Genomic DNA, 19,704 nt, shown 5'->3' with positions numbered 1-19,704 from the left:
CAGATGAGCCACCCCCGAACCTCCCCTCATGGGACTCCGGCGGACCGAGGCCAGCACCTGCGTGAGGTGCTGGCGCACACGGCCCACCTGCTGCCAGTCCAGGGACCCATCAGCGTGTTCGTGCACCACAACACGCTGCACGCCTTCCAGCACCAGCCCTTCCACGAGGCGGTGGAGGCCGCCAGCGCCGTCTTCGGAACGGAGGGCTACCTGCCGGAGGCGCGCTACCGCGAGCTGTACCGGAACGGCCGCATCACCGCCGAGGACCTCGAGGCGGCCCTGGCCGAGCGCCATGCGGGAGCACCGGTGGACGAGCTCTCCCCCGGCTCCCTCACCCGGCTGGAGGTGGAGCGCCTGGCGCTGCGCCACGCGATGCCGGTGGAGACGCCGGCCTCGCTGCGCTGGAAGATGACGGAGCAGACCTCCTCGCGGCGGTTGCGCCCGGACGTACCGGAGGCGGCGCGAGCCCGGCTGCTGCAGCGCTCCACCGCGGGCCTGCGCACCTGGCTGGAGCGGGTGGGCAAGGACTGGACGATGAACGACCTGGCGGCGGCGCTGCTCGGGCCGGCGTGGAAGTCGGCGGACCCGAAGGCGGTGACGCGGGAGCTGGCGGCGGCCTTCGGTGGCAATGGCAGCCTGCCCTCGCTGCGCGAGCGTCTGGCGAAGGAGCTGGAGGCCTTCGCGGTGAGCGCCCTGTGGGCCGCCTGCCAGCAGCCGCTGCTCGTGCCGGAGCCCTCGCGAGCCCAGGAGGCGACGGCTCCGGAGGCAGTGCGCAGCCACCGAGAGGTGCTGCGGGACGTCACGGGTGAAGACCCGGCTGACCTGGTGCACCCGCACCTCATCCGCGCCTGCGCGGCCTTCCTCGACGAGGGGGTGTCGCACTGGCCCATGCCGGAGCGGGAGCGCGGGCTGTATGCCGCGTGGCGCGCGTTGAAGCTGCGGGGCAGCGGCGTGTTGCCCCACTGGCTGGAGGGGCTGACGGAGGAGCTCACCGAGGCCGAGCGGCAGGGCACGACCTCCGAGCAGGCGGTGCTGACCGCGCTCGACACGCTTGGCGTGCCCGCGGAGCAGTGGGAGGGGTACCTCACCCGAGTGCTGCAGGCCCTGCCCGGATGGGCCGGCATGGTGAACCGCCTGGAGCACACCCCCGCGGACCGCCCGGAAGGAGCGCCTCCGGCCTCGCTGATGGACTTCCTCGCCGTGCGCCTCGCGCTGGAGCTGTATGCGCTGCGTGACGTGGCCCGGCGGCGCCTGGACTACACGGGCCCCCTCTCGGGGCTGCTGGCGCACGTGCGGAGCACGCCTCCTCGGCAGGCCACCCAGGAGCGTCCTCAGGAGGAAGGGAGCTGGCGCTTCTTCCAGCTCGCACAGCTCGCCAGCCTCTCCGCGTTGGATGTGACTGAGCTGCCGCTGTCCCGGCGCCGTGCCCTGCTCGGATGGCTGGAGTCCTTCGACGAGAAGTCCCGCCGCCGCGTGTGGCAGGAGGCCTACGAGCACCACTACCGCATGGAGGTGCTGCACGGCCTCGACCAGAACCGGCGCCGCCCGGAGTCGCTGCGCACGGTGCGCAACGCCCGCTTCCAGGTGTTCTTCTGCCTGGATGACCGCGAGGAGGGCATCCGCCGGCACTTCGAGGAGCTGAGCCCCGTGCACGACACGTTCGGCGTGGCGGGCTTCTACGGCGTGGCCATGGACTACCGGGGCCTGGATGACGCGAGCCATGCCTCGCTGTGTCCGGTGGTGGTGACCCCCGCGCACGAGGTGGTGGAGCACCCTCACCCGGAGCACGAGCACCTGGCGCAGGCCCGCGCGCGGGTCCGCGCCCTGTGGGCCCGCTTCGACCACTGGCTGCATGGCGGGGCGCACTCGCTGGAGCTCGGCTGGCTGCTGACGCCGCTGGTGGGACTGCTCTCCGCGCTGCTGCTGCCACTGCACGTGGTCTTCCCGCACCAGGTGGACCGGATGCGCCGGGCGCTCGCCGCACGGATGGTGCCCCAGCCGCGCACGCGGTTGGCGAGCCTGCGGGACGAGTCGCAGCCCACGCCCGCGGTGGGCAAGGCCCGAGGCTTCAGCCTGGCCGAGAAGGCGGACCGGGTGGCCAACCTGCTGGAGAACGTGGGGCTGGTGGAGGGCTTCGCCCCGCTGGTGGTGCTGTTGGGACACGGGGCGGTGAGCGTCAACAACCCGCACATGTCCGCCTATGACTGCGGCGCCTGCGGCGGACGCCACGGCGGAGCCAACGCGCGCCTCTTCGCGGAGATGGCCAACCGGCCCGAGGTGCGGGCGCTCCTGCGCGAGCGCGGCATCCACATCCCCGCGGGCACCTGGTTCATCGGCGGGATGCACAACACCACCACGGACGAGGTGGTGCTCTACGACACGGAGGAGGTGCCCCGGGCCCTGCGCGGCGAGCTGGACGAGCTGCGGCGGGCGATGGACGAGGCACGAGCCCTCTCCGCGCATGAGCGCTGCCGGCGCTTCGAGTCCGCTCCGGCTCGACTCTCCCCCAGGGCGGCGCTCCGCCACGTGGAGGAGCGCGCGGTGGACCTCAGCCAGGCCCGTCCCGAGCTGGGCCACGTCACCAATGCCAGCTGCATCGTGGGCCGGCGCGCCCTCACCCGCGGCCTCTTCCTGGACCGGCGCGCCTTCCTCGTCTCGTACGACCCCGCCCGCGACGCCACGGGGGCCATCCTCGAGCGCATCCTGCTGGCGGTGGGCCCGGTGGGCGCCGGCATCAACCTCGAGTACTACTTCTCGTGCGTCGACAATGACCGCTACGGCTGTGGCACCAAGCTGCCCCACAACCTCACCAGCCTGCTCGGGGTGATGGACGGAGTGGAGAGCGATCTGCGCACCGGGCTGCCCCGGCAGATGATCGAAATCCACGAGCCCATGCGCCTGCTCGTCGTGGTGGAGGCGAGCGTGGCCACGCTCTCGGCCATCTACGAGCGCCAGGCCCCGATTCGCGAGCTTGTCGGCAACGGGTGGATACAACTCGTGAGCGTGGACCCGGAGACGGGCGCCATGTCTCGCTTCACGCCCCAGGGCTTCCGCCCGGTTGCCCCTCCGTCGGAACAGCTGCCGGTGGTAGCCACCTCGCCCGATTGGTACAGCGGGCAGAGGGACTTCCTGTCTCCGGCGTTGATCCAATCCCTCTCCTCACCTCAGGGAGACTCCAATCATGCAGCTCAGTGATGTCATGGTGGGGTGGATTGCCACCACCGTTCCGTTCTGGCCCTTGCTCGCGTTTCTGGGGCTTGGGCTCGTGACGTTGGTGCACCGCACGCCGCACGAGCGGACGGTGAGCAGGTGCGTGCAGGGAGCGCTGGGGCTGTCGCTGGCCGGCTCGGTGCTGACGGCGCTCTTCATGGCGACGCACCACCAGGATCTGCTGATGGTGGACGTGGCCCCCTGGTTCTCCACGGGGACGTACACCTTCGAGGTGTCCTTCCTGGTGGACAAGCTGTCGGTGACGATGATGGTGCTGGCGAGCGCCATCACCCTGCTCATCGGCCGGTTCTCGGTGAACTACCTGCACCGGGAGCTGGGCTTCACGCGCTTCTTCCTGCTGCTGGCGCTCTTCGCCACGGGGATGTTGCTGCTGGTGGAGGCGGGCAGCATCGACCTGCTGTTCGTGGGTTGGGAGCTGGTGGGGCTCACCTCGGCGCTGCTGATTGGCTTCTTCCACGAGCGGTCGACGCCGGTGCGGGCGGGGCTGAAGGCCTTCACCATCTACCGGCTGTGTGACATCGGGCTGCTGCTGGCGGTGGTGCTGCTGCACCACTACGCCGGGAGCGCGGAGTGGATGGACGCGCTGGGCGAGAGTGCCTGGCCGGGCCCGTCGGTGGTGCTGGGGGTGGGGCCGGCGACGGTGCTGGGGCTGTGCCTGGTGCTGGCGGCCATGGGCAAGTCGGCGCAGCTTCCCTTCAGCAGCTGGCTGCCGCGGGCGATGGAGGGTCCCACGCCCTCGAGCGCGCTCTTCTATGGAGCGCTCTCGGTGCATGCGGGGCTGTACCTGCTGCTGCGGGCGGCGCCGCTGCTGGAGCGCTCGCCGGTGGCGTCCGCGGTGCTGGTGGGAGTGGGCCTGCTGACGGCACTGCACGCCACGCTGGTGTGGCGGGTGCAGACGGACGTGAAGAGCGCGCTGGCCTATGCGGTGCTCACCCAGGTGGGACTGATGTTCGCCGAGGTGGGCCTGGGGTGGTACCGGCTGGCGCTGGTGCACCTGGTGGCGCACGCCTGCCTGCGCTGCCTGCAGTTGCTGCGCGCCCCGTCCGCCCTGCGTGAGGTGCAGGCGCGGCACTCGGCCATCCAGGGCCAGAAGCCGCCGCGAGTGGCGGTGGCCCACCACGTGCTGCCCGAGAGCCTGCGGCAGCGCTTCTACCGGCTGGCGCTCGAGCGCTTCGCGCTGGATGTGCTCCACGAGCAGTGGGCGCTGCGCCCCCTGCTGTGGATTGGCACGTGGATCGACAAGGCGGAGCGGATGTGGGTGGGGCTGTTGAGCGGCTGGATGCCGCGCGCGGCGGAGCCTGGCCCGGTGGCGTCTGAGCGCCGTCCGGCCAACGAGACCTCGCGTAACGAGTCGACAGGAGTGGTGTGACATGCGAGCGGGTTTGATTCCTCTTCTGTCGATGCTGGTGGCGTTGCCAGCGCTGGGCGGCGCGGCGCTCTGGCGGGTGTACTCGCCGGAGCGGGCCCGCCGGGTGGCGGTGACGGTGGCGGCCCTCACCCTGGTGCTGGCATTGGGCGTGCTGGTGCTCTTCCAGGCCGGCGGGGCGGGGATGAGCGGGATGAGCATGGTGGCGATCCTGCTGGCCACGCTGCTCACCCTTGGGCTGGTGGCGGCCGGTCCCCGCCAGATGCTGGACCGCGGGACACTCGGGGCCCTCCTGCTTACCGAGAGCGCCGCACTGGGCTTCTTCTGCACGCAGCACCTGGGACTGATGCTCTTCTTCTGGGTGGCCATGGTGCTGCCGGCCGAGGTGCTCATCTCCCGCCGGGCGAAGGCGCAGCCCGAGGCGCGGGCGCTGCGGACCTTCCGCATCTACCTGCTGGCGGGCTCACTGCCACTGGTGGCCGCGGTGGTTCTGCTGGGGTTGCCGGGCTGGCAGTCCGGGGCGGAGACGCCGCTCGGCCTGTCCGAGCTGCTCGCGCGCGGGGTGCCTGCGCCGCGGCAGACGGCCATTCTCGCACTGCTGATGCTGGCGGTGGCCTTCCGGATGGCGGTGGTGCCCTTCCACTCCTGGCTGCCCGTGCTGCTGGCGCGTGGCCCCTTCGGAGCGGGGCTGCTGATGGTGAACGTCCACGCGGGGCTGTACCTGCTGGTGCGAGTGGCGATGCCACTGCTTCCGGAGGCGTGGAAGGCGGCCAGCCCGCTGCTGGAGGGCCTGGGCCTCTTCGGCGCGCTCTACGGGGCGGTGCTTGCGCTGGCACAGATGGACCTGCGTCGCACGGTGGGCTTCCTGTTGGTGAGCCAGTCGGGGCTGATGCTCGCGGGGCTCGCGGAGCGCAATACCGAGAGCATCGCGGGAGCCCTGCTGCAGAGCGTGGCCGCGGCGGTGCCGCTGACGGGGCTGATGCTGGTGGTTCGGGCGATCGAGGCGCGCACCGGCACCACGGACATGACGCGACTGGGCGGCCTGGTGCGCCGCGGCCCGCGAATGGCGGCCCTCTTCTTCCTGCTCGGCGTCGCCAGCCTTGGCTTTCCGGGCTCGATGAGCTTCGTAGGGGAGGACCTGCTGCTCCACGGCATCCTCGGGGCCCATCCGCTGGTGGCTCTCCCGCTGCTTCTCACCACCGCCATCAACGGCATCACCTTCCTGCGCGCCTTCCAGCGCACCTTCCTCGGGACGCCGGCCCACGGCCAGGCGTCGGTGCTCGATACGGTGGAGGACCTGCTGCCGCGCGAGCGGATCGCCGCGCTGGCGCTGTGTGTGCTGGCCTTCCTGGGAGGAATCCTCCCCGGGCCGCTGCTGCGCCTGCGCGAGCACGAGGTGTCGGCACTGGCGGGCCCGGCGGCCAGCACGGGGCACGCCGAGTCCGGGAGTCACGGTCCAGCACTCGCCTCCCACTGAGCGGGCCTTCTCGCACAACTGCGGCCATTTCCCCTCTCCCGGAGGGAGAGGGAACATTCGGTCACATCCCTGAAGCGGGTTGGCCCGTATTCATCAAAGGCCGGCTCAGTCCTTCTTCGCTGGCTGCTGGGCCATGGCCCGCAGCTCCGTGCGGCGAATCTTCCCGCTCACCGTCTTGGGCAGCTCCGTGACGAACTCGATCTCCCGCGGGTACTTGTACGGGGCCGTCGTCTTCTTCACGTACTCCTGCAGCTCCACGATGAGCTCCGGCGAGCCCGTGAACCCCGGTGCCAGCACCACGTACGCCTTGATGCGCTGACCGATGCGCTCGTCCGGGACGCCTACCACCGCGGACTCCGCCACCGCCGCGTGCTCCAGCAGCGACGACTCCACCTCGAAGGGCCCCACCCGGTAGCCCGACGTCTTGATGACGTCGTCACTGCGCCCCACGAACCAGAAGTAGCCGTCCGCGTCCTTCACCGCCCGGTCTCCCGTGACGTACCAATCGCCGCGGAACGCCGCCAGGTTGGCCGAGTCATCATTGAGGTAGCCGGTGAAGAGACCCACCGGCGGCACCGGCTTCACCCGCACCGCGATGTCTCCCTCCTGGCCCTGCGGTACCTCCTTCCCCTCCCCGTCGATGACGGAGACGTCGAAGCCCGGAGAAGGCTTGCCCATCGAGCCCACCCTCGGCTCCAGCGCGGAGAACATCCCCACAATCATCACCGACTCCGTCTGCCCGTAGCCCTCGCGGATGTGCAGCCCCGTGGCCTGCTTCCACGTGTCGATGACCTCGGGGTTGAGCGGCTCGCCCGCGCTCAGCGCATGCCGGATGGAGGACAGGTCGTACTGCGACAGGTCCTGCAGCACGAGCGCCCGCCAGGCCGTGGGCGGCGCACAGAACGTCGTCACCCGCTGCTGCTCGAGCATCCGGAGAATCTTCGTCGCGTCGAAGCGCCCTCGGAAGTCATACACCACGTTGCACGCGCCCTGGCTCCACGGACCAAACAGCTTGCCCCACGCACACTTGGCCCAGCCCGTGTCCGACAGCGTCAGGTGCCGGTCCTCCGGCGTCAGGTCCAGCCAGTAGCGGCCGGTAATCTGGTGCCCCAGGCCATAGCTGGCCTGCGTGTGCTGCACCATCTTCGGCATGCCCGTGGTGCCCGAGGTGAAATAGATGAGCATCGGGTCATCCGCCCGCGTGCGCTCGAATTGCGCCCCGTGGTGGCTCGTGTCTGCCCCGCCCGACGCGTAGCTCACCCAGGGCGAGGGCGCATTCCCCACCGCCACCCAGGTCTCCACGCGGCCTGTCCCCACCAGGCCCTCGAACCGATCCAGGCAGCTCGCTTCCGAGATGACGCCTTTGGCATCCGCCGCCACCAGGCGGTAGCGGATGTCCTTGGCGGTGAGCATGGGCGTCCCCGGCATGAAGACGATGCCCGCCCGGATGCAGCCCAGCACGAGGAACCACCACTCCGGAATCCGCGGCATCATCACGAAGACGCGGTCGCCCTTGCGCAGACCCTGACTGGTGAGGAACTGCGCCGCATGCAGCGAGCGCTGCTTCACCTCCTTCCACGTGAAGAGCTGCGTGTGCCCGGCCTCGTCACTCCACTGAAGCGAGGGAGCGTCAGGGCGCTCGGCCGCCCAGCGGTCAACGAAGTCCATGGCGAAGTTGAAGTACTCGGGACGCTCCCACTGGAAGGCTCGGCGGGTCGCCTCGTAGTCGGTCATGTTGCGCGGTGAGGGTGTGGACACGACTCGCTCCTGTCGAAGGACTCCCCGAGCCTGCCACGGACGCCCCCTCCCGTGAGCCGTCCGTTCCTCCCGAACCGGGGAACAATCGTTCACGGGCTGGCAAAGCACCGGGCACTGGCGCCAGAATGAAAGCAGTTGACGGCCCGGGAGAAGCGGCGGGGTCTGCACTGGGGCAAGCAGTGGCTGTCACGTCACCCAACCCGACCTTCCCCGAGGAACGCGATGAACGCGATTGCTCTGCCCGCCGGCGCCCAACGCCGCCCCTTCAGCCTCTATGCCCGGGTGCTGGCCACCCAGATTCTCTACATCGCCCCGCTGCTCTGGCTGCTGGAGCTGAGCCAGAACCAGGCGTGGAAGGCGGTGAACGGAACGTACGGCTGGGTGTACCCGGATTCGCCCTACGGCTGGTTCTCGTTCGGGAGCATGGTGCTCTGGGCGGGCTCGGTGTTCCTGATGTGGACGCTGCACTACTACTGGTTCCATCCCAAGGGCATGAAGCTCTGGACGCGCGTCGCCATCGCCTCGGTGGTGTGCTGGGTGGGCGAGTGGGTGGGCGGCTTCATGGCGGTGGAGCTCACCGGGAAGCACCTGCACGTGTGGCCGGGCACGACGCTCGTCTACGTGAGCTTCCCGGCCATCTTCTTCTGGGTGAGCAACGTCATCATCTACCACCTGCTCACCGCGTATGTGATCGACCTCACGCCCGATTACGACGCGCCCGCGGACGTCTGAGCGCCTCATGAATCCCATCGTCCACGCCGAGCTGTCCTGGTTGATCCCTTTCAAGTAGATCCGTGAAGGAGTGCCCGCGGTAATTTCCCCTCTCCCCCCGGGAGAGGGAACATTGGTCACTTTTCTGACGGGGATTAAGGCGTGAAGGGAAGCTCGAAGGTGGCGATGGCGCCCTTTCCCGGCCCATCGCTCTCCAGCGTCAGCCGTCCTCCCATGAGCTGGGCCGCCAGCACACTGGCATGCAGGCCGTAGCCATAGCCGTCCTTGCGCGTGCTGAAGCCCTGCGTGAAGAGGCGCTCGCGGACTCCCGGCGCCAGGCCCTCTCCATTGTCCATCACCTGGATGCGGACCCACTCGCCCTCGGCGGCCAACCGCACCCGCAGGCGCCGCTCCGCCTCGGGAACGGGCTCCAGGGCTCGGCGGGCATTGCTGAGCAGATTGAGGAGGATCTGCAACACCCGGTGCCTGTCCACCCTCACCAGGGGTAGAGCGGCGAGCTCCTTCGTGACCGTGACCTGGGATTGCCGCGAGGCCACCTGGTGGAGACGCAGGGCTTCCTCCACCAGCGCGGCCAGGTCGTACTCGTCCGTCAGCAGCGTGGACTTCGCATGGGCCCGCTGCATCTGGATGATGGCTCGCACCCTGTCCACGTGCCCATCCAGGGTCTCCAGGCCCCGCTGCAGCGCCGCCTGCTCCCGCAGCAGTTCCCCGGCGAGGATGGTGAGGTAGTCCGGCAGGAGGCGACCACGCGGATCCCCGGAGAGGAAGTCCGCCAGTCCTTCACGCTGCGACGCCAGCAGCTCGGCGATCCGCCTCACCTGGCTCACGCGCGAGGCCTCCACCGTCGAGCGGAGCATGCCGGAGTCCACCACGACGCTGGTGAGGGCATTGCCAGCCTCGTGGAGGATGTTGGAGGCGATCTCCGCCATGCCCACCATGCGCGCCGTCTCCACCAGATGGGACTGGGCCTGCTTCAGCTCGCGCGTGCGCTCCTCCACGCGCCGCTCCAGCTCGTCATTGGACCGGCGCAGCGCCGTCTCGGCCCGCCGCACCTCCTCGTACAGGCGCGCGTTCTCCACCGAGATGGAGGCCTGGGAGGCGAGGTGTTTGAGCAGGGCGATGCGGCTCGGGGAGAAGGCCCCGGTGGCCAGGTCGTTCTCCAGGTACAGCAACCCGCCGAGCGCCTCTCCACGTCCCAGGGGGAGGCACAGCAGGCAACGGGCCGTACCGTGCGAGAAGTACGGGTCGTTGGAGAAGGCGTGGGGCTGGGCGGTGTCGTCGAGGAGGACGTGCTCTCCCGAGCGCCGCACGTACGTGAGCAGAGACCAGGGCAGCCGCTGGGCCGTCTCCTCCAGGAGTGAGGTCCGCTCGGAGGTGGAGTCCACGAGGGCCGCCACCTCCAGCGTGTCCTGCCGCAGCAACAGCAGCGCGCCGCGCTGGGCTCCGGCGGTCTCCAGGGCCACCCGCATGAGGGTGTCCACCAGCCGCTCCAGGACGATCTCACTGGAGATGGCCTGCTGGGCTTTGACCAGCGTGAGCGCATCCAGGTGGTTGGTGTCCGTGTCGTAGCTGGTGCTGGAGCCCTCGCGCTTCACGACGGACGAAGCCAGCGCGGGCCACTGCCCATCCAGGTGCCGCGCCTTGCCCTCGGCCCCCCACTGACTCCAGGCCTCGCGGGCCTCGCGGATGAAGAGGAGGGCGGTGGTGGACATCCCCCGCTCCTTCCAGAAGCGCGCCGCCAGCTCACATGCCAGGGCCGCGTTCTGCAGGGAGCCCTGCTCGCGGGCGGACTGGAGCGCCTCCTCGTAGGCGCGGTGGGCCTTCTCCACTTCTCCGTTCAGGCGCGCCAGCTCCGCGAACACCAGTCTCTCGGCCGCGCGGAAGTTCTCCGGGCAGTTCCCGGCCCACTCCGCGAGCTGCCGGTGGTGTTGCTCGATGTCCGCCAGGTATTCGCTCCGCCGCGGCGGTGGAGCGTCCCGGCAACACGCCGCCAGGGTCAGCGCCCGGTACAGGTGATGGAGGTAATCGTAGACCTGCCCCGCGATCGACCAGAGCAGCTCCTTGACGAGCTCGATTGCCTGGCGCGCTTCCTCGTGAGCGCCGCACATGAAACGCGACATCATCTTCACGATGCCGTAGCTGGCGCGCAGCGGGAGCAGACTCCCGGCGGCCAGCCTCGCTTCGAAGGCCGCCTCATCGAAACCCTCTCCGTTCAAGGAGGAGAAGGAGTCGGAACGCCCCTGCAGCTGCGCCACGTAGCGCTGGAAGACGCCCATCATGTGGGCGACGTCCCCGAATCCCACCTTGGAGGCGAAGTCGAACCCCACCACGGCTTCCCGCTGTACGTCCTCCAGCTCGCGCCCCATGGCCAGGGGGAGCAGCGTGCTGTGATTGAAGCAGAGGCTGGCATTACGGAAGTCCCCGGCCAGGACGGACTGCTGGTGGGACTTGTGGATGAACTCCCGCGAGGAAGAGAACGGGTGCACCCAGACCCCATTGATCGACCGGGCATGGAGCGCCTCGCCCTGGAAGGCGGGGCTGTCCTGGCGCTCGGCGAGCCGGCACGCGATGTCGCTGAAGGCCAGCCCCTCCCGGTACCGCTTGAAGATGTTGATGCTCTGGAATCCGAACCACGCATACGCGTGCGCGGAGGACTCCACGTTCCCATGGCGGATGGAGAGCGTCACCATCCGGCAGATGTGGAGGAGGAGCAGGTTCCTCCGGCTGAAGAAGGAAGGCGCGAACAGGGCCGAGAGGACGCTCATGGCCGCCCTCAGGTCCGGGTCCGTCGGGGGCGGCAGCTCCAGGAGGCTCTCGATGGGACGCGCACCCAGCAGGGACCACACCTCCTCGTGGGCGGCCACCACCTCCTCCCAGGAGGGCTCCAGCGGCAGGGGCATGCCGAACTTCTCCAGGCACTCCAGCAGGCAGGCGACGGCGCCCTCCGCATCACTGGACGAGACGAGCAGATCACTCTTGAAGTGATAGGCCTCCGCCATCTCCGCGCGCGTGCGCGCCCGCGGCAGCAGGTCCTCCACCAACCGGCGCGCCTCGGCGATGTTGCCGCTCATCACCTCGCTGCCCGCCTGGGCCAGGCGCAGCTTGAAGACCCGCTCCCCCTCCTCTTCCCAGGGATCGCCGGGCAGCAGGGAGAAGGCCATGGTGAAGCTGGCCACGGCCGAGCGGTGGGCATTGGCGGCCTTGGCCCTCCAACCCGCTTCGGCGTTCAGGTGCGCCAGGCGGGAGCGCTCCGCGGCATCCTTCATCAACTCCACGCTCGCGTTGAGGTGGCCCACCACCTCGAAGAGGCGCTCGTGCAGCTCCTCCGGTGAGAGCCGCTCCAACAGCAGGCGGCCCACGCGCAGGTGGACGGCCTTGCGCTCCTCCTCGGAGAGGAGGCTGTAGGCCGCCTGCTGGATGCGGTCGTGCGAGAAGCGGTACCGCTCCGCATCCACCCGCACCAGCAGCTCCTCCTGGAGCGCCGGCTCCAGGCCCTGCTCCACCTGGGAAACCTCCTGGTGCGACAGGAAGGCCAGCATCTGCACGGGAAAGACATTGCCCACGCACGCGGCCAGCCGAAGCAACTCGCGGGTCTGCTCCGTCAACTGCCGCAGGCGGCCCACCATGAAGTCGACGACGTTGTCCGAATACCCTTTGGCCCGGACGCCCTCGGCGTCCCAGCGCCAGCCGCCCTCCGAGGCCCGCACCACCAATCCGTCCTGATGGAGCGTCTGCAGCCACTGGAGGAGGAAGAAGGGGTTGCCCCCCGTCTTCTCCTGGACGAGGGACGCCAGGGGCACCACCAGCGCCTCACCAGCCCCGGGAAAGGCATCGGCCACCAGCCGCTGCGTCTGCTCCAGGGACAAGGGGGCCAGGTGGATGTCCCCCAACCGCCCCCCTTCCTCGCGCACCTCCGCCAGGGTCCGCGCCAGCGGGTGCGAGAGGCTCACCTCGTTGTCCCGGTAGGCGCCAATCAACAGCAGGGGCGGCGTATCCGGATGCGTGGAGATGTACCGGAGCAGCTCGAGGCTGGCGAAGTCCGCCCACTGCAGATCATCCAGGAAGAAGACGAGAGGGCGCTCGGGGGTAGCGAAGACGCCGAGGAAGCGCTGGAAGACGCGGTTGAAGCGGTTGCGCGCCTCGACGGGGGGCAGCTCGGGGAGGGAGGGCTGCGCGCCGGCGACCCGCTCGAGCTGGGGCACCAGGTCCACCAGCACCTGGCCATGGCCCTCCCAGGCCTCCAGCAGCCGCTGACGCCAGAGCGCCACCTCCTCGTCGCTGCCGGCCAGCAACTGCTGCACCAGCTCCCGGATGGCCCGGGCCAGGGTCGAGTAGGGAACGTCATGCTGGAGCTGGTCGAACTTACCGCTGAGGAAGAAGCCACGCTGCCGCAGCACGGGTCGGTGCAGCTCGCGGACGACGGCGGACTTGCCGATGCCGGAGTAGCCACGCACCAGCATCCACTCCGTGCGCCCCGAGAGCGCCACCCGCTCGAAGGCCTTCAGCAGGGAGTCCACCTCCGCCTCGCGGCCGTACAGCCGCTGGGGGAGTTGGAAGCGGGCGGGAACGTCCCGGCTGCCCAGGGGGAAGGGCTCCAGCGTCCCATCACGCAGCGCCTCCTGGCAGCGCTCCAGGTCTGCCCGCAACCCCTCGGCACTCTGGTAGCGCTCCTCGGCCACCTTGGCCAACAGCTTCATCACCACCGCCGAGAGCGCGGGGGGAATGGACGACACCACCCGGTGCGGAGGCACGGGAGCCTGGGCCAGATGAGCGTGGAACCACTCCAGCACGTCCTGCCCGCGGAAGGGCAGCCGCCCCGTCAGCACCTCGTAGAACGACACGCCCAGCGAGTAGAAGTCCGTGCGGTAGTCCACCGCGCGATTCATCCTCCCCGACTGCTCCGGGGACATGTAGGCCGGAGTGCCCTCGATGAGCTGGTGCTGGAGGACGGCATCCACGTGCTCCACCCGCTGCAGGGTGGCGATGCCAAAGTCGATGAGCCAGGCCGCTCCCGACGAGGACACGAGGATGTTGGCGGGCTTGATGTCCTTGTGAATGACGCCACGCCGGTGGACCTCCGCCAGGGTGGCCGCCAGGGAGAGGGCCCACGTGAGGAAGTGGGACGGCTCGAGGGGCTGGCCTGGCCGCTCCGAGAGGGCGCTGCCCCCCACGTCCTCCAGCAGAAGAACGGGCCGATCCTGGAGCACCTCATGCGCGTGGACGGTGAGCACTCCGGGTGTGCCCCGCAGGTGCCGCAGGAAGTCGTACTCGCGCTGGTAGCGGGCGCGCTCGCGCGGGCCGGGGTGCCAGGCACGTGGCGTCTTGACGATGACGGGCAGCCCGTCGGCATCACGAACCGCTCGGTAGAGGAGGTTGCCCCCCGTCTCCTGGAAGGGGCCCTGGAGCGTGTACCCAGGGAGGAGAGAAATGATGCTCATAGTGTGGGGGGCCTGCTCTTCCACCATGACATACCACCTCCGAAACGCACGCCGCCCTGACGAGTGCAGCGCGGCGCTCTCGCGACGCTCGCCCCCGAGGCCCTGGCACACGTGCGTGCCGCCGCGGGCGGTCCCCGCGGTGAGGACCCTCGGCTTCAACATCGGCAACGGATGGGAAGCAGGGTCCGGCTCCCCGGCCTCCAGAGGAGCCTGGGTGGGGAGCAGAGGGGCGAGCAGGCCATATCGGGCCTTTGTCCAGGGGTGTTTTCTCGATGCGGCCGCTCTGCGGGGGAGGAAGCGCGCTCGGAGGACACACTCCTGCATTGCAGAACCCACTCGGGTCTGGTCCCATCTGAGGGTCGCCCAGGGTGACCGAGCCGCCGTGCGGGGCGGCTCCTAGCCCAGGACTCCCCACATGCTGAACACCCCAGGTTACACGCCACGAGGAACCGTCAAGTCCACGGGCATGAACCTGCTGTTCCACGCCGTGCGCGACGCCGACGGGATTCCGCTCATCCTCAAGACGCCGGCGGCCGCCTCCCCGGGTCCGCGCGAGCGTGAGCGCTACCGCCGCGAGTTCGGCATCCTCCAACGGATCCGGGACGTGCGCGGAGTGACTCGGGCCCTGGGCTGCGAGCAGCTCCAGGAGCGCCCGGTGCTGCTGCTGGAGACGATCGAGGGCTCCCCGCTGTCCGAGCTCACCGGCAGACCGTTCGAGGTGCTCCATGCCCTGGAGCTGGCCATCTCCCTGGCCTCGACGCTCGCGGAGCTCCACCGCCGCGGCGTCATCCATAAGGACATCAAGCCCTCCAACATCATCCTCACGCCCTCGGGAGAGACCTACCTCATCGACTTCGGCATCGCCAGCATCCAGAGCGTCGAGCACGTGGACGCGCTGCAGGCGACGGTGATCGAAGGGACGCTGGCATACATGTCCCCGGAGCAGACCGGGCGCATGAACCGCACGGTGGACTACCGCGCCGATCTCTACTCGCTGGGCATCACGCTCTATGAGCTGCTGACGGGCAGCCGGCCCTTCCATGGGCGCGACGCGCTCGAGTGGTTCCATGCCCACATGGCGCTGGCGCCTCAACCCCCGCACGAGCGGGAGAAGGGGCTGCCGCCCGTCCTATCCGCCATCGTCCTGAAGCTGCTGGCCAAGGTGGCCGAGGAGCGCTACCAGAGTGCGGAGGGGCTGAAGGCGGATCTGGAGCGGTGCCGCGAGGGCCTGAGCCGGGGCACACCGGAGGACTTCCCGCTCGGCGAACACGATGTCCCCACCCGCTTCCAGCTCCCGCAGCGGCTCTACGGGCGCGACACGCAGGCCGCCGCCCTGCTCCAGAGCTTCGAGCGCGTGGCCCGGCACGGTCGGCCGGAGCTCATCCTGGTGCGCGGCTACTCCGGCATTGGCAAGTCCTCGGTGGTGCACGAGCTGCACAAGCCGGTGGTGCGCCAGCGCGGCTTCTTCCTCAGCGGCAAGTTCGACCAGTTCCAGCAGGACATCCCCTACTCCACCCTGGCCCAGGCCATCCGCGGGCTGACACAGCAGCTCCTCTCCGGGACGGACGAGGAGCTGGCTCACTGGCGCAAGCAGCTGCTCGACACCCTGGAGGGCCATGGTCAGGTCCTCTTGGACGTGGTGCCGCAGTGGGAGCTCATCATCGGCAAGCAGCCGCCCGTCAAGGAGCTGCCGCTCGCCGAGGCGCAACACCGCTTCAACCGCGTGTTCCGCAGGCTCCTCGGCGTGTTCGCCACGCCCGAGCATCCGCTCGTCGTGTTCCTGGATGACCTCCAGTGGGCCGACCTGGCCAGCCTCCAGCTCCTCCAACACCTGCTCACCCACACGGAGACACCGCCCGTCCTGCTCATCGGGGCCTATCGGGACAACGAGGTGGGGCCCGCCCATCCGCTCTCAACAGTGCTGGAGACAGTGCGCAGGGCCGGCGCACGGATGACGGATCTCCAGCTCGAGCCGCTAGGCCTCGAGGATGTCCAGCGGCTGGTGGCCGACACCCTCCCCGGCGCCGGGACGGACATCATCGAGCCGCTCGCGGCCACGGCCCGGGAGAAGACCGGCGGCAATCCCTTCTTCCTGCTGCAGTTCCTGCTCACGCTCAACCAGGACGGCCTGCTGGCGCGCACGATCGAGGGCACGTGGCGTTGGGATGCCGAGGGAGCCCGGACAAAGGGCTACTCCGACAACGTCGTGGACTTCCTGGTGGGCAAGCTGCGCCAGCTCCCCTACGGGACGCAGCACCTGCTGCGGCTGGCCGCGTGCGTGGGCAACACCTTCTCCCTGCGCATCCTGCTCCTCATCTCCAACATCGAGGAGGCCACCGAGGTGGAGCAGGACCTGGAGCCCGCGCTCCAGGAAGGCCTGCTGATGTGCGCCGGCTCCGAGCAGTACCGCTTCCTGCATGACCGCATCCAGCAGGCGGCCCATGCCCTCATCCCCGAGGACCAGCGCAAGGCCGTGCACCTGCACATCGGCCGCCTGCTGCTGGCGAGCCTGTCTCCCGAGGAGGTGCATGAGAAGCTCTTCGACGTGGTGGGCCAGCTCAACGCCGGCGTGGAGCTGATCGAAACCCCCGAGGAGCGCCACCGCGTGGCACGCCTCAACGCCGAGGCCGGAGGGAAGGCCAAGGCCTCGACCGCCTTCCGCTCGGCCGTCACCTATCTGTCGACGGCCTTCCACCTGCTCCCCGGAAACCCGTGGGAGGCGGCCCCCGAGCTGGCCTTCAAGCTCCGGCTGGACCAGGCGAACTGCGAGTTCATGAGCGGCAACGCCGCCGAGGCCCGCCGCCTGCTGGAGGAGCTGCTGCCCCGGGCGAGCACCCGTGCGGACCTGGTGACCGTCTACCGGTTGAAGAGCAGCCTCCAGATCGCCGCCGGTGAGATCCACGCCTCCACCCTCAGCCTCGTGGAGTGTCTGACCCTGGTGGGAATGCCCATCTCACCGCACCCCTCCTGGGAGGAGGTGGTCGCCGCCAACGAGGAGGTCCAGGCCCTGCTGGGGGAGCGCCCCATCGAGAGCCTCATTGACCTGCCGCGGATGACGGACCCGGACACGGAGGTGGTGATGCGTGCCCTCGCCTCGCTCTCCGCGCCCGCGTCCTTCTTCGACCGCCACCTGTTCATCCTCGTCCTGTGCCGGATGGCCTCTCTCACCCTCCGCCACGGCATCACCGATGCGGCGGCCTATGGGCTTGGCTGGTACGGCGCGGTGCTGGGCTCCGCCTTCAAGCGGTACCAGGAGGGCAATGCCTTCGGCCGGCTGGCTTGCGCATTCGTCGAGCGCTACGACCTGACCGCCTTCCGCAGCCGGATCATCTACCTGATGGCGATGATCACCTACTGGACGCGGCCCCTCTCCGAGACCCTGGAGCCCCTGCGCAGGGCCTTCCAGCTCGCGCTCCAGGCCAGTGAGTTCCAGACCGCCTGCTACTGCTGCATCAACATCGTCACGGACCGCCTCGCGGTGGGGCACCCCCTGGACGAGGTCCATCAGGAATCCGTCGCGCGGCTCGGCTTCGTCCGCAAGGCGGGCTTCCTGGACGCGCAACACATCCTCCACCACCTCCAGCGCTTCGCTCAGCACCTGCGCGGTTTCTCGCGCTCGTTCGGCTCGCTGAGTGGGGATGACTTCGACGAGGAGACCTTCGAGGCCGCGCTGTCCGCCAACCGCATGAGCACCATGCGGTGCTTCTATTGGATCCTCAAGATGCGGGCGCGCTTCATGAGCGGGGCGTACGCGGAGGCGCGCGAGGCGGGAATCCAAGCAGCCGGGCTCACCTGGTCCACGATCGTCCAGCTCCAGCTCCTGGACTTCCACCTCTACCGCGCCCTGACGCTCGCCGCCTGCTTCCAGGAGCTCAGCACCGAGGAGCAGCAGCAAGCCCTCGAAACGCTGCGGCAGGACCAGCAACAACTGGCCGAGTGGGCCAGCAACACCCCCTCGACCTTCCGCGCGCCCGAGCGAATGGTGTTCGCGGAGCTCGCCCGTCTCACGGGTCGCAAGGATGAAGCCCTGCACGCCTACGAGGAGGCGATCCAGTCCGCCCGCAAGCATGGCTTCATCCAGAACGTCGCCCTGGCCAGCGAGCTCGCGGCCCACTACTGGAACGAGCGGCAAGTGCCCACCATCGCCGAGACCTATGTGCTCAAGGCTCGGGAGGCGTACGTGCGCTGGGGTGCCCATGGGAAGGTCAGGCACCTGGACGCCCAGTGGCCGCACCTGGCCTCCAGCGCGTCCTCCGAGGAGACCGTCACGGACACGAGCTCGACGCAGCTCGACGCGCTCACGGTGGTGAAGGCCCAGCAGGCCATCTCCGGAGAGATTGTCCTCGAGCGGCTGGCGGCCACGCTGCTCCAGGTGGCCATCGAGAACGCGGGTGCACAGCGCGGCGCCCTGCTGCTGCCTCACGGCAACACGCTCTCGGTGGTGGCCCTCTCAGGCGCTGTGCCCGAGGACTCCCTTGCCGTCCCGGACAAGGCCCCCCTGCCGTGGACCCTCATCTCCTACGTCAAACGCACGCGCGAGCACGTGCTCATCGGCGATGCCTCCCAGCCGCACCCCTTCTCGTCTGATGCGTGGCTGGAGCGCGGCCGGGCCCGCTCGGTGCTCTGCCTGCCCCTGCTGCGCCAGGAGGAGTTCCGCGGGCTGCTCTACCTGGAGAACTGCCTCGCCACCAACGCCTTCACGCCGTCGCGCATCTCCCTCCTGGGACACCTCGCCTCGCAGGCCGCCATCTCCATCGAGAACGCGCGGCTGTACGCCGACGTCCAGCGCGCCGAGACCGCCCTGCGCCGTGCCAACGACGAGCTGGAGAAGCGGGTGGAGGAGCGGACGCGGGAGCTGCGGCAGACCCAGGCGCAGCTCGTGGACACGGCTCGGGCGGCGGGTATGGCCGAGGTGGCCACCAACGTGCTCCACAACGTTGGCAACGTGCTGACCAGCGCCATCATCAACGTGCAGATGATGAATCAGACGATGGGCACCTCGCGCCTGGGGCGGTTGAAGCAGGTCTCCGCCATCCTCGAGGCGCACCAGCAGGAGCTGGCGGACTTCATCACCCGGGATCCGCGCGGTACCCACCTGCCGGAGTACCTCTCCGCGCTCACCGACGAATTGCTCCGCGAGCAGGCGGAGCTGAAAGAGGGCCTGGAGGCGACGACCCAGCACGTCGAGCACATCCGGGCCATCGTCCAGGTGCAGCAGACCTACGCGGGGGACACGCTCGTCACCGAGGAGTGCGATCTCCCCCTGGTCGTCGAGGAAGCGCTGAGCATCCAGATGCCAGCGCTCAGGCGCCACAGCGTCAACGTCGTCCGGGAGCTGTCCACGCTCTCCCGGATGCGGTTGGACAAGCACAAGGTGCTGCAGATCCTCATCAACCTGATCAGCAACGCCAAGAACGCCATGGTCGCGCAGCCGCAGGGAGAGCGGAACCTGCACGTGCGGCTCGACGCGGAGGGCGGCGTGGCGCGCATCCAGGTGGTGGACAACGGCATGGGCATCGCGCCAGAGCTGCGCGAGCGGCTCTTCTCCCAGGGCTTCACCACGCGCGAGGGCGGGCATGGACTGGGCCTGCACTCGAGTGCACTGGCCGCCCAGATGATGGGCGGGCGCCTGAAGCTGGAGAGCGACGGGCCGGGCAAGGGTGCCACGGCCACGCTGGAGTTGCCGCTGGCGTAGGCCCTCG

7 protein-coding genes are annotated in these 19,704 nt (G+C 69.4%); 5 read left to right on the top strand and 2 right to left on the bottom strand.

Annotated elements, in window-relative coordinates; translation table 11 throughout:
- The first annotated feature begins 3 nt into the window (after positions 1-3).
- Genes OV287_RS07180 through OV287_RS07170 form a run of 3 tightly spaced genes read left to right on the top strand, consistent with a single transcriptional unit; the run spans position 4 to position 6,074 of the window.
- Positions 4-3,195: a YbcC family protein gene (locus OV287_RS07180; protein ID WP_267533240.1), complete on the top strand. Its 3,192-nt coding sequence runs from the start codon at positions 4-6 to the stop codon at positions 3,193-3,195.
- A complete protein-coding gene (locus tag OV287_RS07175; RefSeq protein WP_267533239.1) occupies positions 3,182-4,600 on the top strand; it encodes an NADH-quinone oxidoreductase subunit 5 family protein in 1,419 nt (472 codons plus the stop codon). Before OV287_RS07180 ends, OV287_RS07175 begins: the two co-directional genes overlap by 14 nt.
- A 1-nt stretch (position 4,601) precedes the next feature.
- Positions 4,602-6,074, top strand: a complete 1,473-nt coding sequence (locus OV287_RS07170) for a complex I subunit 4 family protein (RefSeq protein ID WP_267533238.1) — start codon at positions 4,602-4,604, stop codon at positions 6,072-6,074.
- Positions 6,075-6,179: 105 nt separating this feature from the next.
- Here the strand turns inward: OV287_RS07170 and OV287_RS07165 are convergent, their stop codons facing one another.
- Positions 6,180-7,808: an acetate--CoA ligase gene (locus tag OV287_RS07165; protein WP_267542306.1), complete on the bottom strand. Its 1,629-nt coding sequence runs from the start codon at positions 7,806-7,808 to the stop codon at positions 6,180-6,182.
- Positions 7,809-8,054: 246 nt separating this feature from the next.
- Here OV287_RS07165 and OV287_RS07160 point away from each other — a divergent pair, with 246 nt between their 5' ends.
- On the top strand, positions 8,055-8,564 hold the full coding sequence (locus tag OV287_RS07160) for a hypothetical protein (protein ID WP_267533237.1): 510 nt from the start codon (positions 8,055-8,057) through the stop codon (positions 8,562-8,564).
- Between the two features lie 134 nt (positions 8,565-8,698).
- On the opposite strand, the gene OV287_RS07155 is transcribed toward OV287_RS07160, so the two are convergent.
- The gene (locus OV287_RS07155) at positions 8,699-14,002 is read right to left on the bottom strand and encodes a trifunctional serine/threonine-protein kinase/ATP-binding protein/sensor histidine kinase (protein WP_267533236.1); all 5,304 of its coding nucleotides are present in this window, start codon (positions 14,000-14,002) and stop codon (positions 8,699-8,701) included.
- Positions 14,003-14,417: 415 nt separating this feature from the next.
- Here OV287_RS07155 and OV287_RS07150 point away from each other — a divergent pair, with 415 nt between their 5' ends.
- Entirely contained in the window at positions 14,418-19,697 is a 5,280-nt protein-coding gene (locus OV287_RS07150; protein WP_267533235.1) for a trifunctional serine/threonine-protein kinase/ATP-binding protein/sensor histidine kinase, read from the top strand.
- Positions 19,698-19,704: the final 7 nt, after the last annotated feature.

Origin of the sequence: Archangium lansingense (assembly GCF_026626635.1) — a bacterium.
GTDB lineage: Bacteria > Myxococcota > Myxococcia > Myxococcales > Myxococcaceae > Archangium > Archangium lansingense.
Note: the sequence above shows the minus strand (reverse complement) of the source record. Positions and strands in the feature narration are given on the sequence as shown.